The sequence below is a fragment of the Roseibium sp. genome (assembly GCF_039982295.1).
Lineage (GTDB): Bacteria > Pseudomonadota > Alphaproteobacteria > Rhizobiales > Stappiaceae > Roseibium.
In genome coordinates, this window is record NZ_JBDWYP010000093.1 from 81,491 (window position 1) to 99,307 (window position 17,817).

Below are 17,817 nucleotides of genomic sequence, written 5' to 3' on the forward strand. Positions count from 1 at the left end.
CTCCATCTTCGTCTCGCTACCTTCCCATTCATGTTCATCACATTCTTCACCGAGCTGAAATCTGCCGGCATTCCCGTCTCCCTGCGCGAGTATCTTGCGCTCATGGAAGCACTGGAACAGGACCTGGCTGAGCGACGGGTAGAGGACTTTTATTATCTCGCCCGCACAGTCCTGGTGAAAGACGAGAGCAATCTGGATCGGTTTGACCGGGTCTTCGGCCATGTCTTCAAAGGCCTCGATCTTCTCAGTGAGGCACCCGCTGGTGACATCCCGGAAGACTGGCTTCGCAAGCTCGCCGAAAAACACCTGAGCGATGAGGAAAAGGCGCAGATTGAAGCCATGGGCGGTTTCGAAAAGCTGATGGAAACGCTGCGCGAACGTCTGAAGGAACAGGAAAAGCGCCACCAGGGCGGCAACAAGTGGATCGGAACGGCGGGCACCTCGCCCTTCGGTGCCTATGGTTACAATCCCGAAGGCATACGCATCGGCCAGAAGGAGAGCCGGTACCGGCGGGCGGTAAAGGTATGGGACAAGCGCGAGTTCAAGGACCTCGACGACACCCTCGCGCTCGGCACGCGCAACATTCAGGTCGCGCTGAAGCGCCTGCGCAATTTCGCTCGCACCGGCGCTGCCGAAGAACTGGACCTGGATGACACCATCCGCGCAACAGCGCACAAGGGCATGCTCGATGTAAAGATGCGACCCGAGCGGCGCAATGCGGTCAAAGTCCTGCTGTTCTTCGACATCGGCGGCTCCATGGACGACCACATCCGGGTTTGCGAAGAGCTGTTCTCAGCGGCTCGCACCGAATTCAAGGTCATGGAGCACTTCTATTTCCACAACTGCCTTTACGAATATGTCTGGAAGGAAAACCGCCGCCGCCACGCCGAACGCATCGACACCATGGACGTGCTGCATAAATACCCCGCCGACTACAAGGTCATCTTCGTCGGCGACGCCTCGATGAGCCCCTATGAGATCGCCTATGCCGGCGGGTCCGTCGAGCATTGGAATGAGGAACCGGGCTCCGCCTGGATTGAACGCGTCACAAGCCTCTACAAGAGCGCCGTTTGGCTCAATCCAGTCCGACCGGAGCATTGGGGCTACAGCCACTCCATCAAGATGATGAACGAGCTCATGGAAAAGCGCATGTTCCCTCTGACTGTCGAGGGATTGAGCGAGGCCATGAAGGAGCTGGCCCGCTAGCCGCGGACGGCCATGAATGCAAATCCCGGCCTGAGCCTCAGGCCGGGAGTTCATGCATCAATTCTAGAACTGCTGCATCAGCGCAGAACCATGACGGCACAAGGTGCATGGCGCACAATGTGGGCTGCGTTCGAACCAATGAAATAGGTCGACAGCCCCGGCTTGTGGCTGGTCATCAGAATCAGGTCGCAGCCTGAACTCTCAGCCTCTTCCAGAACTTCATGGTAGACCGAGCCGACACGGACCTGACTGTCGATCACGTCGCCAGCGAGTTCCAACTTGGCTGCAATTGCATCCAGGTTGTTCCGCGTTTCCGTGAATTCGCGGTCCTGAAAACCTTCCGGCAGCTGGCTTGCGACAAAGGTCTGCACCTCGGGACAGACCGCAACGAGATGAATTTTTGCGCCATAATCCCTGGCAAATCGGACAGCCTTTTCGACGGCAGGTTCGGCAAAGGCAGGTTCGGCGGGATCGATCGGCACCAGTATTTTCTTGAACATGTGTCGCTCCTTGTTCGTTTCGCAGCCGATGCTGGCCTCAAGGGAAACGACCTGCCATGAGCCAAATCAATTGGCTGGTGCTCAGGTAAAATATCGTCCTGGCGTCACGCCGAAGGCCTTCTTGAAGGTTGCAACAAATGCACTTGGCCCCTCGTAGCCAAGCCGGTGCGACACCTCTGAGACACCCGCCCCTTCCGAAAGCATTTCCAGTGCCCGGAAAAGCTTCACCTGCCTGCACCATGTGCGATAGCTGAGACCGGTTTCCGATTTCATCCGCCGTTCAAAGGATCTGACAGATGTGGCGCAGGCCTCGGCTGCCACCGTCAACGGCGGGATATCAGCCGGACAGCGAACAATCCGATCACAAACTGCCCTGAGACGTGTTTCCGTTGGCATCGGCAACTGGAGCGGCGCCGCCGGCAAGACCTTAAGCTGATCCAGAATGACAGCGGCGATGCGGGCAGCCGGTCCCTCCTGCGTCTCATCACGTCCAAAAGACATGAACTCCAGGATCAGCTCACGCAGCAACTGAGTCACTTGAATGACTTGTGGCCTACCCGGCAAAGTGCTGGAAGCCTCCTGCGAAACATATAGAAACCGGATTTCCGTCTCCGACAGATAACGGGCATGGTGCGCCACCTTGGGAGGGATCCAGAGTGCCCGCTCCGGAGGAGCATGAAAGGTCCCGAGCTCCGTGTCCACCGCCGCAGCGCCATGGACAACGTGGAACAATTGCCCCTCTTCGTGGGAGTGCCAGTGATTTTCCGTGCCACGAACCTGCGTGCGCGCAAAACCGGTCATGACATGGCCAGACGTTCTGCCAGGCATCTCAAACAAATCCGGATGGATAACCATGACGGCGGCCCTAAAATTGGCGTGTGAAAGACAATTCCTGACAAAACAACGCTAACACGCAAGAATACGAGTGCGCTAGAAGGGGCCAACTTTTCTTGTGGCTTCGTGGTCTCTCGGCGTCTGAGACCACCGTCGCCTCCCCCTGGAGCATCAACCCGATGAGTTACTTCACTCACAGCGCCAATCCAGCGACCCAGACCGGCTGGCGTTCGCCCGCGGTGCTGCTGATGATCATGGCCGGTGCCATGCAGCTCTCATTTGCTGCGTGGTGGAACCTGATGAACAATTTCGCGGTTCAGGAACTTTCCTTCACCGGACGGGAAATCGGCATCCAGCAGTCAATCCGCGAAATTCCGGGTTTCCTGAGCTTTGCCGCGATCTATTTCCTTCTTGTCATGCGTGAGCAGACACTCGCCTATATCTCTCTGGCTCTGCTTGGGATTGGCGTTGCTGCGACAGGCTATTTCCCAACGGCAATGGGATTCTACATCACGACCTTCGTGATGTCGGTCGGCTTCCACTACTACGAGACCATGAACCAGTCCCTGTCCCTGCAGTGGCTGCCCAAAGCCACGGCCGCCGCCTCCATGGGCAAGATCATCTCGGTCGGCGCCTTTGCACAGCTTATCGCCTACGGTCTCATTTTCGCAGGTTGGAAAACCTTTGACCTTTCGTTCACAACCGTCTTCCTGATTGCCGGCAGTCTGACAATCGCCGTTCTGGCCTTCGTGATCTTCGCTTTCCCGAACTTCCGGGAGGGCGTCCCCCAGCACAAGAAACTCATCTTGAGAAAGCGCTACTGGCTCTACTACGCGCTGACCTTTATGGCTGGCGCTCGGCGTCAGATCTTCACGGTCTTTGCAGGTTTTTTGATGGTAGAGCGTTTCGACTATCACGTTCACGAAGTCGCCGGACTGTTCCTGCTCAATGGCGCCTTCAACATGATCCTGGCGCCAAAGATCGGCAGCCTCATTGTCCGTTTCGGCGAACGCAAGGCCCTGATCGTCGAATATGTCGGCCTGATCATCGTCTTTGTCAGCTATGCCTTTGTGACCAATGCGACGGTAGCAGCCAGTCTCTACGTGATTGACCATGCCTTTTTCGCCATTGCCATTGCGATCAAGACATACTTCCAAAAGATCGCAGACCCGGCAGATATCGCGCCAACCGCAGGTGTTGCCTTCACCATCAACCACATCGCCGCCGTGGCCATCCCGGTCATCTTCGGCCTCGTCTGGCTGGTCTCGCCCGCGGCCGTTTTCCTCGCCGGCGCCGGCATGGCGGTCATCAGCCTGATCCTATCAAGTCTGATTCCATCCAATCCGGACGCGGGACGTGAAGTGGACTTCTGGTATCGACGGCCTCTGCCGCAAGCGGCCGAGTGACAGCCCGGCACAAACAAAAAAGCCCGCGCGATGCTCGCTGCGGGCTTTTAAAACCGTGGTCCGAAACCAACTGACAATCACCAATACCTCTCCCGCATCGGCTGAACGTCAGATCGGCAATATCAGATCAGGCCTGCCGTTCCGGCACATGAACGACCAAACCGTCCAGGTCGTCGCTGATCTTTACCTGGCATGACAGGCGGGACGTTGGCTTCACATCATAGGCGAAGTCCAGCATGTCCTCTTCCATCGCCTCTGGCTGACCGACTTTCTCGGCCCAGGCTTCATCGACATAGACATGGCAGGTCGCGCAGGCACATGCTCCGCCGCATTCGGCCTCGATCCCGGGGATCATGTTCTTGATGGCATTTTCCATGACAGTGGAGCCGCTTGGCGCATCCACGTCGGCCCGAGTGCCGTCGGCTGAAACAAAGGTTATTTTTGGCATGATCCGCGTCTGATCAGATGAAAGGAAGTACGTCCTTTCGACATAACGGTTCCCCGCAAAAGGTCAAGAACAGACAATGAGCACAATAGCCGCAGGGCGCTCATTTCAGGTGCGCTCACAAGGGCTCATCACGCTGGTCAAAGGTCTTGAACGAGAGCTATTTAGCCGCCCAAAAGATCTTCGATGTAGCTGTTTGCGTCAGCGACTGCCTGGTCGAGGCTGATCAGGGTCGGATCATGGTCTGCTGCCAGCTCCGCCTCGATCGCCTCACAGACGAGAGCGACCTGCAGTGCACCAACGGCCCGCGCAGATCCTTTCAACGTATGAATGAGGTCACTGCGCAAGGCAGGCGTCATCTCACTGCTGATCCGCGACATCATGGAACGCGATTGCGCCTTGAACATGCGCAGAACTTCACGTTCCAGATCCCGGTTGCCAAGTGTGTTGCCCGCCAGAGCGACCAGATCGATCGGAGGTGTCGTGTCCGGGCGGCTTTCCGGCCGCGCCAAAGATGCAATTGCCATCTCTTCTATTCCCCGCATGAGCTGCGACAAGGAGCGGTCCGCCTCCCCCAGCGAACCGATACTGAAGATGGAAGTGTGCGCCTTAAGGACAAACGAGCCGTTAAGACGGAAAACTCCCTGACAACGCTGCGCCTTCGAATGCGCGATGTCCCCAATAAAATGAATTAATGGTTAATGCAGAAAGCTGCATTTTAGCAATTGGCCGCCACTCCACGGAAAAGATTGGCGCCGGACCGGCAAAAGTCCGCGCTCGCCATGCCGAAAGTTTGGTTAAGAACGCTTGGCGGTCTTGGGCGAGCCTGCAGCCTTTGCACCGGCGGCGGTCAGCCTGCAGACCAGCCAGTCAGGCTTGATTGGATTGGAAAACCAAGGCTCTGCCCATCCTGCGGCGACACAGCTGCGGATCGTCCGCACAGAAATTTGCCGCCCTTCATCGTCAAAAAGAGGCAATTTTCCACCTGCCTGATCGAGGCCTCTTTGCAACCATCGCTTTTGCGCAGCGGTTGGTACCGCTTTCTTTTCTGATCCGTCTGAACCCGTCATTTGACCACCCGGCACGGGGGGCTCGCCTTCGCATTTGCCATTATCAGGCTCCTGTACGTCCTTAAAAGGATTGCTGTTTGTTGTTCGTTAGGAGAGAGTGTGCCATTAGGTAATGAGATGCGGCAAGGTAGGGAAAAGGCTCTTTAGCGAAATCGCTTGGAGCTGGTCAGCGGCGGCCCCCTTCCGAGCCAGGCCACGAGAAGCATCGAACCCAATTTGCGTGCGGCGCTTCTCAAGGCCAGTGCATTCGAAAGGCGACCCTTTACGGTTGCTTGTCGGATAGTAATGAGTACGGAACTGAGGCGACCCAATCATGGCGAATCCCCCAAAGGTGAAAGATCCTGCGGAAGCGGCACTGTCCGCTGTCGAAGAAGCCCTCAAGCTTGACTTCGGTGGCCCCGAAGCGAGCAGCGAGACTGGTGACAGTGCGCCGAGAGCCTCGGCAAGTGACCGGGCGACGTCGACGCGCCCTGCTCCTTCGCAAGGCGCTGAGGCCAAGCCTAATCGCGAGGAAAGCACTCCGAACCGCCGGCGAGGCCGAGGTGGAAGGCCACCAGCAGCCAATGATGACCGGCGCAACATCGGCGGGTTGATCTTTTCCCTGCAGCGCCGTCCCTCATCTGCACCATTTTGGGGCGCGCTCGTTCTGTCCGTGGTTTGGGGTCTTGTTGGCACAAGCCTCACCCTTTCCTCTTTCGGTGATCAGCTTTCCGGCATCACGGATCTGAACACACTGTCCAATTCGCCTGCCCTGATCCTCGCTGCCGTCGCCATCCTCGTTCCCATCGCGTTCTTCTGGGTCATGGCAATGATGATCTGGCGTGCACAGGAAATGCGCATCGTCGCACGCGGCATGACCGAGGTCGCCCTGCGTCTTGCAGAGCCTGAGGACATGGCCAAGGAATCCATTCTCTCCGTCGGACAGGCCATTCGCCGCGAAGTCTCGGCAATGGGCGACGGCATCGAACGCGCCATTGCGCGCGCCAGCGAGCTGGAAGTTCTCGTCCACAACGAGGTCTCTTCTCTCGAACGATCCTACAACGACAATGAGCTGAAGATCCGCTCTCTCATTGAAGAGCTCGTAAGTCAGCGCGAGTCCATCGTGATGAATGCCGACCGCGTTCGCGAGACCATCTCTGGCGCACACGAGAGCTTCGCAGCGCAACTGACCAACACATCGAGCGAATTTGGCTCGTCTGTCGACTCCGCGACAGAACGCATGGTTGAAGCGGTCAATTCACGTGTCAGCGAACTGACCTCAACCGTCGACAACCGCATCGAGACGCTCAGCAGCAGTCTGTCATCTTCCGGCAATGAGCTTGTTGAAGCCCTGACCGTTCGCGCGGATGATTATGTTGTTCGTCTCACGACCACCGGCAACGAGCTTGTCGACAATCTGTCGAAGAGCGGCACGGACATGTGGGAGACCCTGTCTGCACGCGGCAACGAAGTGAACGAGCGCTTCGAAGCTACGGCCAACTCCTTCGTAGAAACACTTTCCGCACGCGGCACCGAGATCAACGAGACCCTTTCGAACTCCTCGAATACGGTTGTCGATACCCTCAACCAGAAGGCCGAAGAGTTCCGCACATCTCTGGAAACCACTGGCGCAACTGTCGGCGACACGATCAGCCAGCGCGGCGAAGAGATCAACGCGAACCTGTCGCTAACCAGCGGCCGCCTGATCGATACGGTGACCGCACGCACCGAGGAGCTGATCGGCACGGTAGACACCCGCGTCACCAGCCTCGATGAATCTCTTTCCGCAACCGGCAACCGCGTGGTCGAGAGCATCTCCGAGCGTGGTCAGGATGTCACCAACACGATCTCCGTGAAGGGCGCCGAGATCGTCGAGACCCTGTCCGAACGCAGCACGGAAGTTGCCGAAATCCTCCGTGGCACCGGCGAATCCATCGTTGTCGACCTGTCCCTGCGCGGCGGCGAAATCGCTTCCAAGCTGGACGAGACGGCCGGATCTCTCACCGAGACCATCACGGTCCGTGGCGGCGAACTGGCAGACAAGCTCGACACCATCTCCGAGCGCATCTACACGGCCATCTCCGTGAACGGCTCCGAGCTGGATGAACGTCTGGCTGCACGCGGCAACGAAATGGCCGCGATCATGGAACAGCAGACCCTCGGCTTCCGGGAGTCTCTCGAGAGCGTTTCCTCCGAGATTTCGGCAAGCCTCGGCTACCAGACCTCGGAATTGACCCAGAAGCTGGCAGACACCGGAACATCCCTGGCCGAATTGATCGGAACGCGCGGCGATCGGGTCACTCAGGACATCAGCGCTGCTGGCAGCCTGTTCTCTGAAACTCTCGAGGTTCGTGGCCAGGTTCTTCAGGAGGGACTGGCAGCACGCCTCAACGAACTGGACAGCATCGTCACCGACCGTGGTGGCCAGCTTGTTGAATCCTTCGACACCAAGACTTTGCTGCTGTCGGAGTCGCTGGATTCCCGCATTTCCACGCTGGATAGCACCTTTGCCGCCCGCATCGACAACATGGATGCTTCCCTTGGCAGCCGGATCAACACGCTTGATCTGACCCTCGATCAACGCACCGCGACATTCGAGGCAGCTCTCGAAACCCGCACGACGTTGCTCTCCGACGCCATCGAGCAGCGCACATCGGGCATCACCGAAGCGCTTGAGGAAAAAACCCGGAACATCTCCGAAATCCTTGCAGATCGGTCCGATGCCATCACGGTTCAGCTCGGCGAACGGGTTGAGGCTGCCGGCACCACCCTTGCTGATCGCGCCGAGGAAATCGGCAAGAACCTCAGCGAACGGGTTGACGTTGCCGCCAGCTCAATGGCCGACAAGGCAGATCACCTGGCAACAACCATGACGGCCGGCACCGACCGGATCGACGAAACCCTGGACAATCGCGCACGCCAAATCAGCGAAACCCTGATCAGCCGCACGCGCGAAATCGCCAATGCCTTCGTCGAGGGCCAGGACGAGATGACCTCCGCCCTGGACAACCGTCTGGCAGAGGCAGGAACAGTGCTCGCGCGTCAGAGCGAGCAACTGACAGACTCACTTTCCGAGCGTATCGCCGAGATCAATGTCTCGCTTGGCGCCAAGGTCTTTGAAGTCGCTGAAACCCTCGACACGCGCGCCAGCCAGCTGGAAACAGTTCTCAACGAGCGCTTGGAAAGCATCTCCGGCACCCTGAGCGGGGAAAGCGAAAAAGCGCGCGACATCCTCACGGGCGTGATCGCCGAGGCTGGCGGCACCCTGTCGTCGGAAAGCACCCGTATGCGGGACATGGTCAAGGAAGCGGTCGAACAGGCCGTTACCACCCTTGCCGAAGAGCGCACACGGACTGTCGACCTTGTATCCGGATCCGTCACTGACGCGACCACCAAGCTTTCGGGCGAAGGTGAACGCATGCGCCAGATCGTTCTTGGCTCTGTTGGTGAAGCACGCGGTGTACTGGTTGGCGAAAGCCAGAAGGCTGCTGACGCAATCACAGCCGCCATGGAACAGGCCTCTGGCTCCATATCCGGCGAAAGCTCGAAGATCCGCGAACTTGTTCTCTCTGCCGTTGCCGATGCAGCACGCTCGATGGCGGCCGAAAGCGAGAATGCCCGCGCACTTTACGTCGGCACACTTGCTGAATTCTCCGGTTCACTCACCGGCGAAAGCGAGAAGGTTCGTACAGATCTTTCGCGCACGATTGCTGAGATCTCGGGCAACCTCGCCGCCGAAAGCGAGCAGGCCCGCCTCACCCTTGGCAAGACGCTCGAAGAGATCCGTGGCCAGATGTCGGGCGAAGCCGACGTCGTACGCGCCCGGGTTCACAACGCAGTCAACGAAGCGGCCGAACTCCTTGCGACCCGCGGCAACGCAGTCGCAAGTGAGCTTCTCGAAAAGGCAACAACCTTGAACGAAGCCTTCGGCGCGCAGTCTGGTGAGCTGGCCAAATTGATCGGAACTGATGGCAATGAACTGATTGCTGCCATCGAACACCGCGCAACCGATCTGACAGGCCGCGTTTCCGAAGTTCACAAGGCAATCCTCGAGGCCATCACGGTCAAGGGTCGTGAAGTCAGCGACAACTTTGCCCATAACGGACTGGAAGCCACACGCTCCCTCGTTGAAGCGGGGGATCGTATCATCGCCACCCTCAACGAGCGCAGTGAACATGCCACCAGCATTCTCGTCGACACCAACCGTCGCCTGGAAGCTGATGTCACGACCATTCTCGAAAAGCTGAATGCCTCCAACACGACGCTGCAGGATGTCGTCACGACTGCAGGAGCCAACCTCAATGAGGTGGAAATTAACCTGGGCCGTCGTGCAGGCGAGTTCCGCTCAGCTGTCGACCGCGCAGTTGCTGAGACAACGGTTTCCACCAATGTCATCGGCGATCAGGTCGATGCCCTGCGTACGGTCACAGAGACCACGCTTGCGGATATCCAGTCCCTGACCGCTCGCTTTGGCGATCAGGCCGGCGAACTCTCCGCTGCAGCACGGCATCTTGAGGATACCAACCGTTCGGTCGAAGGACGTGTCGCAGACCGAAAGACCGCTATCGAGGAGGTTGCAGATACGCTGCTCGCCAAGACAGAAGCTGTCGACAGCCTCATGCGTGCCTTCACCAGCACCCTGTCGGAAACGCTGGAAACAGCTGACGACAAGGCGCGCGATGCGGCCCGCATGCTCAGCGCCGCCGCAGAGGCAGCCACCAGCCAGGTTACCGAGCAGTTCGAATCCATGCGCCTGACCGCCGGCATGGAAGGCCAGAAGGCACGCGACGCGATCCGCTCCGCCCAGGACGACATCATGTCGGAAATGTCCCGGACAGTGTCGGACGCTTCCGATCGGTTCAACGAGGCGGCAACCCGCATGCGCGACGTTGCCCGCGACGTCCATCGCGAGCTGGAAGCAACGCGCAACGAGCTGAAGCAGGGCGTTCTCAATCTGCCGGAAGAAGCGGAGGAATCGACCTCCGCACTGCGCAAGGTCGTCAATGAACAGATCCGTGCGCTGACCGAGCTGTCAGACATCGTTGCCAAGCAGTCGAACGCACTGGACATCTCACGGCCGCAGGAACGCGCTGCACCGGCACAGGCGTCCGCGGCATCTGCTCCGAGCTACAATGCTCCCGCAACGCCTGCGCCTCAGCGGGCCTCTGAGCCACGCCCGGCACCTGCACAGCGGGCTCCGGCTCAGACCCGCCGGCAGGCACCAACAGCGGAAACATCGGATGCCGGAAGCAAGGGCTGGGTCTCTGACCTTTTGCGCCGCGCCTCCCGCGATGAAGAACAGGGCGATGGAGATCCGTCACGCTCTCCCCTTCATACGGTGGAAAGCCTGAACTCTCTGTCAGTCGACATTGCTCGGGCGATCGATCACGAGACCTTTGTGGATCTGTGGGATCGCTACAAGCGCGGTGAAAGCCATGTGTTCACCCGCCGTCTCTACACCTTGCAGGGGCAGCAGACCTTTGACGAGATCCGTCAAAAGTATGCACGGGATCCCGAGTTCCGTTCGGCCGTTGAACGCTACGTCGCAGACTTCGAGCAACTCCTGTCGCAAGTCTCGCGTAACGATCGTGACAACATGCTTGGACAGACCTATCTGAGCTCGGACACCGGCAAGGTCTACACGATGCTGGCCCACGCAAGCGGGCGTCTCGACTAAGCGGGACAGACCAAAACCAAATTGAAAAGGCGGGCCATGTGCCCGCCTTTTTTGTGCCCTCATGCCTGCGTAGGACAATCTGGAAGCCGCTGACCGGGACCAATGCGATGAGTGCGTTTCAAGATTGTCTTGACCGCGAGCAACTGGAAGCGCCAATCACGGGCACACTTCTCGCAGTGGTCTTACACTTGTTCGTTGCCGCGCTTCTTCTGATTTTAGAACGCCATAGACAGACGTCACCGCCGCCCGTTGCCTCCCTGGAGGTTGAACTCATTGACCGCGGCTCTCTCCCGTCCGAAGCCCCTACCGTGACTGCACTCCCCCTAGAAGCTGCACCAGAAGATGTGTTGCCAGGGGTTGAGCCGGCTCCCCAGCCCCACGCCCCTATCGCACAGCGCCAGAATTATCCTTTGACAAACAACACTCCAGATGACTTGACCCATGCAAGACGGTTTTATGCCCAAGCACTTCTGGCCTCACCTCGAGGAGAACAGGCCAGATCGGTGCTGCGCCAAAGCACATCTGACGAACAGATGGTCCAGGTTTGCAACAGCGAAGCAATCGAACAGGTGGCGGTCCTGGACCCAGGCCAGTTGCCGGACAAGGTCATCGCCTATGCTCGTGAAGAAATCTCGCTGAACGGCCAGGACGTCGAGGCACCCGGCGCTGCCATCAGAAGAACCGGACGCTGGTACGAGCTGCACTACAATTGCCGGATCATGCTTGAAGGTTGGGAAATTCAATCCTTCGCCTACGCCGTTGGCGATGAAATTCCGCGCTGGCGTTGGGAAGCCCTCAATCTGCCCTACGATTGAAACCCCACTTGGCAAGCATCTCGTCAGGTAAAATGGCAGTTCACCAACCCCAATAAAGACATGGGTTCCTGGGTTGTTTCGAACGGTTTCCGTTCACAACCGGCGTCATTTCAAGATCTCCCTTGACCAGGGAAGGCATCCGGCAAATTCTGAAGAGCAATTCAATCGATTCAGCAAGCCTAACGAAGCACATGACCACGCAGACCTCTTCGCCAGCCGTCGGCCTGGGCATCGCCTTTCTCGGCTTTGCCTTCTACGCATCCCATGACGCCATCACCAAGCATTTGGGCGCCGAATACTCCGTCTTTCAGATCATCTTTTTCGCGATGCTTTTTGCATTTGTGCCCATGTCCATCATGATGCTCGCAGATCGCAAGACAGACAATTTCCGCCCGGCACACCCTTTTCTGGTTCTGTCACGCTCGGCGTTGAGCATCGTCGCGCTCTCTTGCGGATTTTACGCCTTCACCGTGCTGCCGCTCGCTGAGGTCTATTCCCTGCTCTTCGCAGCCCCTCTGCTGATTACGGTCTTCTCGATTCCGATCCTCGGCGAAGTGGTACGGCTGCAAAGATGGGCAGCCGTTGTCGTCGGCCTTGTCGGGGTTCTGATTGTCCTGAGGCCTGGCACAACGGACCTCACCCTTGGCCATGCAGCTGCCGTTACCTCCGCTTGTGCCAGTGCACTTGCCTCGGTGGTCGTGCGCAAGATCGGCAGCGCCGAGCGGTCAGCCGTCCTGATCCTCTATCCGATGCTGCTGTCCATGCTGGTCATGGGCGCCACTCTGCCCGGCGTCTACCGACCCATGGAACTGACTGATCTCATGCTGATGGCAGGTCTTGGATTTCTCTCTGTCCTTGCCCAACTCTGCATCATTGCCGGTTACCGGGCAGCACCTGCCGCAGTCATTGCACCCATGCAGTACAGCCAGATCTTGTGGGCAACTGTCTTCGGCTTTTTCTTCTTTCAGGAGCGCCCGGATTTTTACGTCGGTGTCGGCTCGTCGGTCATTATCGGATCTGGCATTTTCGTGGTCTGGCGTGAAAGCAGGTCGAACGTTTCGGTCAAAAGTCCGGTGCTGCGCGCCTTCGCAACACGCTTTGCCGTCGCCCCGAACCCGCCAAGGAAATAGGCCGACAAACGACCTTCAAACTGCGACACGGGCAGGAATGTGCCCGTCAGACCTTTTGCAGGATCCACTTGGCCATATCGGAAAACACTTCGTCCGCAGCCGAGTTGAGCGCCTTGACGGCCTGATCGACGCTTGAACCGCCTGACAGGGTTTCTGCACGAAACACCTGTGTCGCTACGGCACGGCCGTTGCGGTCATTGACCAGCTTGGCGGCAATCTCCACGACGCCGCGATTTGCGCCATCGATTTTCAGCTCAAAAGAGCGAATTTCGGTCTGCAGCTGATAATCAATCAGCAGGCCATCCCCAGGGAAACCGACACCACGCAAACGCCCGGTGCCCTGCAAGGTTTCAACAATCTTGGACTGCACCACGTTCGGAAGCGCATCTGCCCAGGCCGCTTGCGGATAGTAGCTGTAGACAGGGCCGGCGTTGACGACCGCAATATAGTTGCTGTCCAGCGCCTTCAGCGCACGCGGGCGCGGCACGAGGATCTGGGAGCCGCGCGCACGACCAGAGGCCTCGGGCAAGGTCGCTGCGCTCAAGCCGTAAAGGGCAGAAGGCGCATTGCCGGCACATCCTGCAAGCAGGACGCCGCCGCCCAGTAGCGCCAAAACCTGACGCCTGTCTGGCGCATCACTACGCTTTACCATCTTCGCCCCGCCCCTACTCTTGGCACTCTTCCTCGCCACCGGTTCAATACCGCCATCAATCAGCGCCGCCGCCCACCTTTGTAGGTCGGCACCTCGTCGCCGCCGAAGATGATCCGGTTTGGACTGCGGTCAAAATTCTCGACTGCGCGCTGAATGGAGACCAATGTTCGATTGATCTGCGACATCGCAGCCGCAAAATCCGAAGACCCCTGATTGGCAAACTTGGACAAGCCACCCGCAATCGAATCTGCCCGGCTTTCAAACGCGCTGGCCACCTTGCGAATGGAGGTCGCCGCTTTGGTCGCTTCCGCGATCAGGCCCTCTCCATCGCCTTCAACCATTGTACCAACCTGGTCGACGATGCTTTGCACGCGCACTGATGTCGCATTGAGCGTCGCAGTCATCTCCCTGGCATCAGAAATGATCTGATCGACATCAGGTGTTCGCTTCTGCAGATCGGCCGTCATTTTCTCAACGTTTTGTGCAGCAGTACGTGCCGAGACGATCATCTGGTCGATGCTGTCCTTCTGACCGGACAGTCCTCCGGTCACTGTCTCGACCGATCCGACGATGCTGGAGACCTTCTGAGGATCAACTGCCCTCAATATGCCATCAGCTCCCTTGAGCATCTGTGTGAACTGCTCGGCAGCAACACGAACGTCGTCGACAAGAGCGATAATCCTGTCGTCCTCTTCGCGCACGGTTGCTGAAACCTGTTCGAAGTTCTGAATGGTCAAATTCGTCGCCGCGATGATCTCGTTGATCTGGCTTTCCTGCGCCTTGATGTTGGCGACAATGCTTGATGCATTATCAACGACGCTGCCGACCTTTTCAGGATCAACCTTCGCGACGATCGCATCAACTTTGGCCAATGACGTGTTCAGATCTCGCGTGAGCGTATCCACCGAAGTAACCACGCTGGCCACCGTCGCAGGATCAACCGCCGCCGCGATCTCGACACCACGAGCCATGAGCGTATCGACCTTGCCCATCACATCGCGGCTGCTGGTCAGAACGCCGCCGATATCGGCATTATGCTCGCGAATGGTGTCCGACACCTGCGCCAGGTTCTCCATCGTCGTCGTCGAGGCAACAATGACCGCATCCAGCTGAGGCGTGCGCTTTTCAAGCATTGCACCAAGCGCCCCGGCCCCTTTTGCGACCTTGTCGACATCCGCCGGATCGATGGCCTGAACAAGTTTCTGGACATCAGAGAGACCCGAATTCAATCCGGCGGTGAATGTCTGCACCTCGTTCATGGCAGACTGTGCGTCGCTCATGATAGAATCGATGCCATCGCCGGCCTGGCCGAGGCTCGCACTGAATTTTTCAAGATCGGAGACAATCGCGGTGACCTTGTCGGAGGGGACTGCGGCGAGGATCCGCTCGCCCTCGACAACAAGCCCTTCCATGCGCGTGGACAGCTTTGAAACCGCGTCGCTCACACTCGCCATGCTGGCCATGAAATCGGAAATACCGTCGGAATTGGACGCCAGAGCCCCTGAAAACGTCTCGATGTTCTGAACCGTTTTCCCGATGGCAGGTCCGTTTTCTTTCAAAAGCTCATCAATCGTCGACATTGTCGATTCTGCTTTTGTCAGCACGTCCCGGGCACCGCCGACGATGTCGTCAAACAGCGACCGTTCCGCCTTGATGGTCGGAATCTCATCCGAATCGTGATGAAGCAACAGTGGTGCGTCGAGGCTGCCGCCGTTGAGGTCCACATAGGCGACGCCGGTCAAGCCGGTAAAATTCAACGTCGCAACCGTGTCGTCGCGAAGTGGTGTTGTCGGCTTCACGCGTACGGTCGCGACAACGACCTTTGGATTGTCCGGGTCGAAATCCAGAGAACTGACGTCCCCGACCTTGATTCCGTTGAAGAGCACCTGTCCACCGACCGGAAGACCGGTCACAGGAGCTGGAAAGACAATCTTAAGAAAGACGTTTTCGCGGGATTCTGCCGTTGCGGCCAGCCAATAGACGAAGCCGAACGCACTCACCAGCGTCGCCATCATAAAGGCGCCGATGATTATGTAGTTCGCGCGCGTTTCCATTCGTCAGCCTTTAAAAGCGGCGCAGGGCACGTTCACCCCGGAAATAGGACATCACCCAAGGGTGCTCATTCTTCATCATTTCATCAATGGTACCGATGACCAAAACCCTCTTCTCACCCAGCACTGCGATCCTGTCACAGATGGAATGAAGACTGTCGAGATCATGGGTCACCATGTAGACCGTCAGCCCGAGCGTTTCGCTCAAATTGGCAATCAACTTGTCAAAGGCCGCCGCCCCAATCGGATCGAGACCCGACGTCGGCTCATCCAGAAACACCAAATCAGGATCGAGTGCAAGGGCGCGCGCCAAGCTGGCACGTTTTACCATACCGCCCGACAATTCAGACGGAAATTTGTCAGCCGCATCTTGGGGCAACCCGACAAGTTCAAGCTTCAAACCGGCCAACTCGTCCATCAAACGCGGCGACAGACCCAGATGCTCCCGCATGGGAACCTGAATGTTCTGTTTGACCGTCAGAGACGAGAACAGCGCACCTTGCTGGAACAGCACGCCCCATCGTCGTTCCACGGTCTTCCGCTCCTGCTCGCTTGCCTTTGCAAGGTCATAGCCGAACACCTTGATCGTACCCTTGCGTTTGGGCGTCAAACCAAGAATTGCCCGCATCAAAACGGATTTGCCCGTTCCCGAACCGCCGACGAAACCAAGAATTTCGCCTTTTCGAACATCCAGATCCAGATCCTGGAGAATGATCTTGGGGCCAAACCCCACAGTTACGTCACGCGCGGACAGAAGAATGTCGCCATCGGGCTCCTTGGCGTGCTCCTTGGCGCGCACCTCACGAGCCCTTTGATCTTCGGCAAACTGTTCACTCATTTGATGCGTCAGATCCCGATGGAGGCAAAGAAAATGGCAAAAAGACCGTCGACCACGATAACCAGAAAAATCGCCTTCACAACCGACATGGTCGTATGACGTCCGAGAGAATCAGACGAACCCGCGACCTTGAGACCTTCCACACACGCAATCAGCCCGACGATCAGTGCCATAAACGGCGCTTTCACGAGACCCACCATCAGCGTTTCCATCGTGATTGCTTCGTGCAGCCGCGCAAGAAACGCCGCAGGCGGAATGTCCAGATAGGCCCAGGAGACAAGTCCGGAACCAAGCAGCGATGCGAGATCAGAGACGAAGGTCAAGACCGGCAGGGCCAGCATCAAGGCAAGGATGCGCGGCAGAACCAGCACCTCGGTGACACTGAGACCAATCACATGCAAAGCGTCGATTTCCTCGCGCATGCGCATGGCGCCGATTTCCGCGGTAAAGGCTGAACCGGACCGTCCAGCAACCATGATCGCAGTCAGGATCACTCCGATTTCGCGCAGCACAAGAATACCTGCAAGATCGACGACATAAAGGTCAGCTCCAAACTGCCTCAGATAAAAGCCGCCCTGCTGGGACACGATCGCGCCAATCAGGAAGCTCATCAAGGCAACGATCGGAACAGCACCGATACACGATTTGTCGAACTGGACCGCAACCGAAATTCCGCGAAGACGCTTGGGCTGGAAGACCACCGTTGCAATGACCATCCCGAGCGAACCCAGGATGTGCAGCATGGCAAGCGCATCCAGCCAGATGCCTTCCATCTGCCGGCCGGTGTTCTCTAGGAAACCGAAGATCGAGAACTTCTGCTTTTCCGGCGTCCAGCGCGGCGGGTGATGTTGATCCAACTCATCGAAAAGCGATTTGCGCTTCTCATCCAGGCCGGAAATCTCCACTCGCCGACCGTCAAACTCAAGAGACCCGCGTAGCCTGTGAACGAGCCAGGCACCGGAGGTATCGATGTTTTCGATCCGACCTGCATCAATGCAGGTGAGCTTTTCCTTTGAAAATTGCAGACTCGCCAGAATCACTTCGGCCGCCGAAAGGGTGTTGATAGCCCAATCGCCGGTAAGCTCAATCCGTTGAACCCCTTCATCCGTAACGACTTTACCGCCGGGAGGAGTATTTTTCTCCAAGAATGCCATTCCGGACGATCCAACCCCTTGCCGCTCGCTTCCACTCCCTCGTATACCTTGCGAAGGAGT

General features: G+C 57.9%; 13 protein-coding genes. 5 read left to right on the plus strand and 8 right to left on the minus strand.

From position 1 onward, the window contains the following. Positions 1 to 30 precede the first annotated feature (30 nt). A complete protein-coding gene (locus ABJZ52_RS22795) occupies positions 31 to 1,206 on the plus strand; it encodes a VWA domain-containing protein (RefSeq protein ID WP_348186437.1) in 1,176 nt (391 codons plus the stop codon). A 77-nt stretch (positions 1,207 to 1,283) separates the two neighbouring features. On the opposite strand, the gene ABJZ52_RS22800 is transcribed toward ABJZ52_RS22795, so the two are convergent. Both ABJZ52_RS22800 and ABJZ52_RS22805 read right to left on the minus strand, forming a co-directional pair. Then, entirely contained in the window at positions 1,284 to 1,706 is a 423-nt protein-coding gene (locus tag ABJZ52_RS22800) for a universal stress protein (RefSeq protein ID WP_348186439.1), read from the minus strand. A gap of 81 nt (positions 1,707 to 1,787) precedes the next feature. Then, on the minus strand, positions 1,788 to 2,534 hold the full coding sequence (locus tag ABJZ52_RS22805; protein WP_348186441.1) for a helix-turn-helix transcriptional regulator: 747 nt from the start codon (positions 2,532 to 2,534) through the stop codon (positions 1,788 to 1,790). 185 nt (positions 2,535 to 2,719) lie between these two features. Here ABJZ52_RS22805 and ABJZ52_RS22810 point away from each other — a divergent pair, with 185 nt between their 5' ends. Next, positions 2,720 to 3,946, plus strand: a complete 1,227-nt coding sequence (locus ABJZ52_RS22810) for an MFS transporter (protein WP_348186443.1) — start codon at positions 2,720 to 2,722, stop codon at positions 3,944 to 3,946. A gap of 127 nt (positions 3,947 to 4,073) precedes the next feature. On the opposite strand, the gene ABJZ52_RS22815 is transcribed toward ABJZ52_RS22810, so the two are convergent. Beyond that, complete coding sequence (locus tag ABJZ52_RS22815) at positions 4,074 to 4,394, minus strand: 2Fe-2S iron-sulfur cluster-binding protein (RefSeq protein WP_348186445.1); 321 nt, start codon at positions 4,392 to 4,394, stop codon at positions 4,074 to 4,076. A gap of 161 nt (positions 4,395 to 4,555) precedes the next feature. Next, complete coding sequence (locus ABJZ52_RS22820; protein WP_348186447.1) at positions 4,556 to 4,918, minus strand: Hpt domain-containing protein; 363 nt, start codon at positions 4,916 to 4,918, stop codon at positions 4,556 to 4,558. An 856-nt stretch (positions 4,919 to 5,774) separates the two neighbouring features. On the opposite strand from ABJZ52_RS22820, the gene ABJZ52_RS22825 reads away from it, so the two are divergent. From ABJZ52_RS22825 to ABJZ52_RS22835, 3 genes are all read left to right on the plus strand, one after another. Further along, positions 5,775 to 11,117: an antitoxin gene (locus tag ABJZ52_RS22825; protein ID WP_348186449.1), complete on the plus strand. Its 5,343-nt coding sequence runs from the start codon at positions 5,775 to 5,777 to the stop codon at positions 11,115 to 11,117. 107 nt (positions 11,118 to 11,224) lie between these two features. Beyond that, positions 11,225 to 11,932 carry a DUF930 domain-containing protein gene (locus ABJZ52_RS22830; RefSeq protein ID WP_348186451.1) on the plus strand — a complete coding sequence of 236 codons (708 nt, stop codon included), beginning with the start codon at positions 11,225 to 11,227 and terminating at the stop codon, positions 11,930 to 11,932. Between the two features lie 191 nt (positions 11,933 to 12,123). Further along, positions 12,124 to 13,062: a DMT family transporter gene (locus ABJZ52_RS22835; RefSeq protein ID WP_348186453.1), complete on the plus strand. Its 939-nt coding sequence runs from the start codon at positions 12,124 to 12,126 to the stop codon at positions 13,060 to 13,062. Positions 13,063 to 13,108: 46 nt separating this feature from the next. Here ABJZ52_RS22835 and ABJZ52_RS22840 read toward each other — a convergent pair whose 3' ends face one another. From ABJZ52_RS22840 to ABJZ52_RS22855, 4 genes are read right to left on the minus strand one after another with little or no spacing between them, the layout of a single operon-like run. Next, the gene (locus tag ABJZ52_RS22840) at positions 13,109 to 13,714 is read right to left on the minus strand and encodes an ABC-type transport auxiliary lipoprotein family protein (RefSeq protein WP_348186455.1); all 606 of its coding nucleotides are present in this window, start codon (positions 13,712 to 13,714) and stop codon (positions 13,109 to 13,111) included. Between the two features lie 59 nt (positions 13,715 to 13,773). Further along, on the minus strand, positions 13,774 to 15,768 hold the full coding sequence (locus tag ABJZ52_RS22845) for an MlaD family protein (RefSeq protein WP_348186457.1): 1,995 nt from the start codon (positions 15,766 to 15,768) through the stop codon (positions 13,774 to 13,776). Positions 15,769 to 15,778: 10 nt separating this feature from the next. Next, complete coding sequence (locus ABJZ52_RS22850) at positions 15,779 to 16,603, minus strand: ABC transporter ATP-binding protein (RefSeq protein WP_348186459.1); 825 nt, start codon at positions 16,601 to 16,603, stop codon at positions 15,779 to 15,781. A gap of 8 nt (positions 16,604 to 16,611) precedes the next feature. Next, positions 16,612 to 17,757, minus strand: a complete 1,146-nt coding sequence (locus tag ABJZ52_RS22855) for an ABC transporter permease (protein ID WP_348186461.1) — start codon at positions 17,755 to 17,757, stop codon at positions 16,612 to 16,614. Positions 17,758 to 17,817: the final 60 nt, after the last annotated feature.

What these genes read in the sequence shown, in the direction of transcription:
- ABJZ52_RS22840 (WP_348186455.1), bottom strand. Translation starts at nt 13,714, where the DNA reads ATGGTAAAGCGTAGTGATGCGCCAGACAGGCGTCAGGTTTTGGCGCTA.
- ABJZ52_RS22830 (WP_348186451.1), top strand. Translation starts at nt 11,225, where the DNA reads ATGAGTGCGTTTCAAGATTGTCTTGACCGCGAGCAACTGGAAGCGCCA.
- ABJZ52_RS22845 (WP_348186457.1), bottom strand. Translation starts at nt 15,768, where the DNA reads ATGGAAACGCGCGCGAACTACATAATCATCGGCGCCTTTATGATGGCG.
- ABJZ52_RS22810 (WP_348186443.1), top strand. Translation starts at nt 2,720, where the DNA reads ATGAGTTACTTCACTCACAGCGCCAATCCAGCGACCCAGACCGGCTGG.
- ABJZ52_RS22825 (WP_348186449.1), top strand. Translation starts at nt 5,775, where the DNA reads ATGGCGAATCCCCCAAAGGTGAAAGATCCTGCGGAAGCGGCACTGTCC.
- ABJZ52_RS22820 (WP_348186447.1), bottom strand. Translation starts at nt 4,918, where the DNA reads ATGGCAATTGCATCTTTGGCGCGGCCGGAAAGCCGCCCGGACACGACA.
- ABJZ52_RS22835 (WP_348186453.1), top strand. Translation starts at nt 12,124, where the DNA reads ATGACCACGCAGACCTCTTCGCCAGCCGTCGGCCTGGGCATCGCCTTT.
- ABJZ52_RS22850 (WP_348186459.1), bottom strand. Translation starts at nt 16,603, where the DNA reads ATGAGTGAACAGTTTGCCGAAGATCAAAGGGCTCGTGAGGTGCGCGCC.
- ABJZ52_RS22815 (WP_348186445.1), bottom strand. Translation starts at nt 4,394, where the DNA reads ATGCCAAAAATAACCTTTGTTTCAGCCGACGGCACTCGGGCCGACGTG.
- ABJZ52_RS22795 (WP_348186437.1), top strand. Translation starts at nt 31, where the DNA reads ATGTTCATCACATTCTTCACCGAGCTGAAATCTGCCGGCATTCCCGTC.
- ABJZ52_RS22855 (WP_348186461.1), bottom strand. Translation starts at nt 17,757, where the DNA reads ATGGCATTCTTGGAGAAAAATACTCCTCCCGGCGGTAAAGTCGTTACG.
- ABJZ52_RS22805 (WP_348186441.1), bottom strand. Translation starts at nt 2,534, where the DNA reads ATGCCTGGCAGAACGTCTGGCCATGTCATGACCGGTTTTGCGCGCACG.
- ABJZ52_RS22800 (WP_348186439.1), bottom strand. Translation starts at nt 1,706, where the DNA reads ATGTTCAAGAAAATACTGGTGCCGATCGATCCCGCCGAACCTGCCTTT.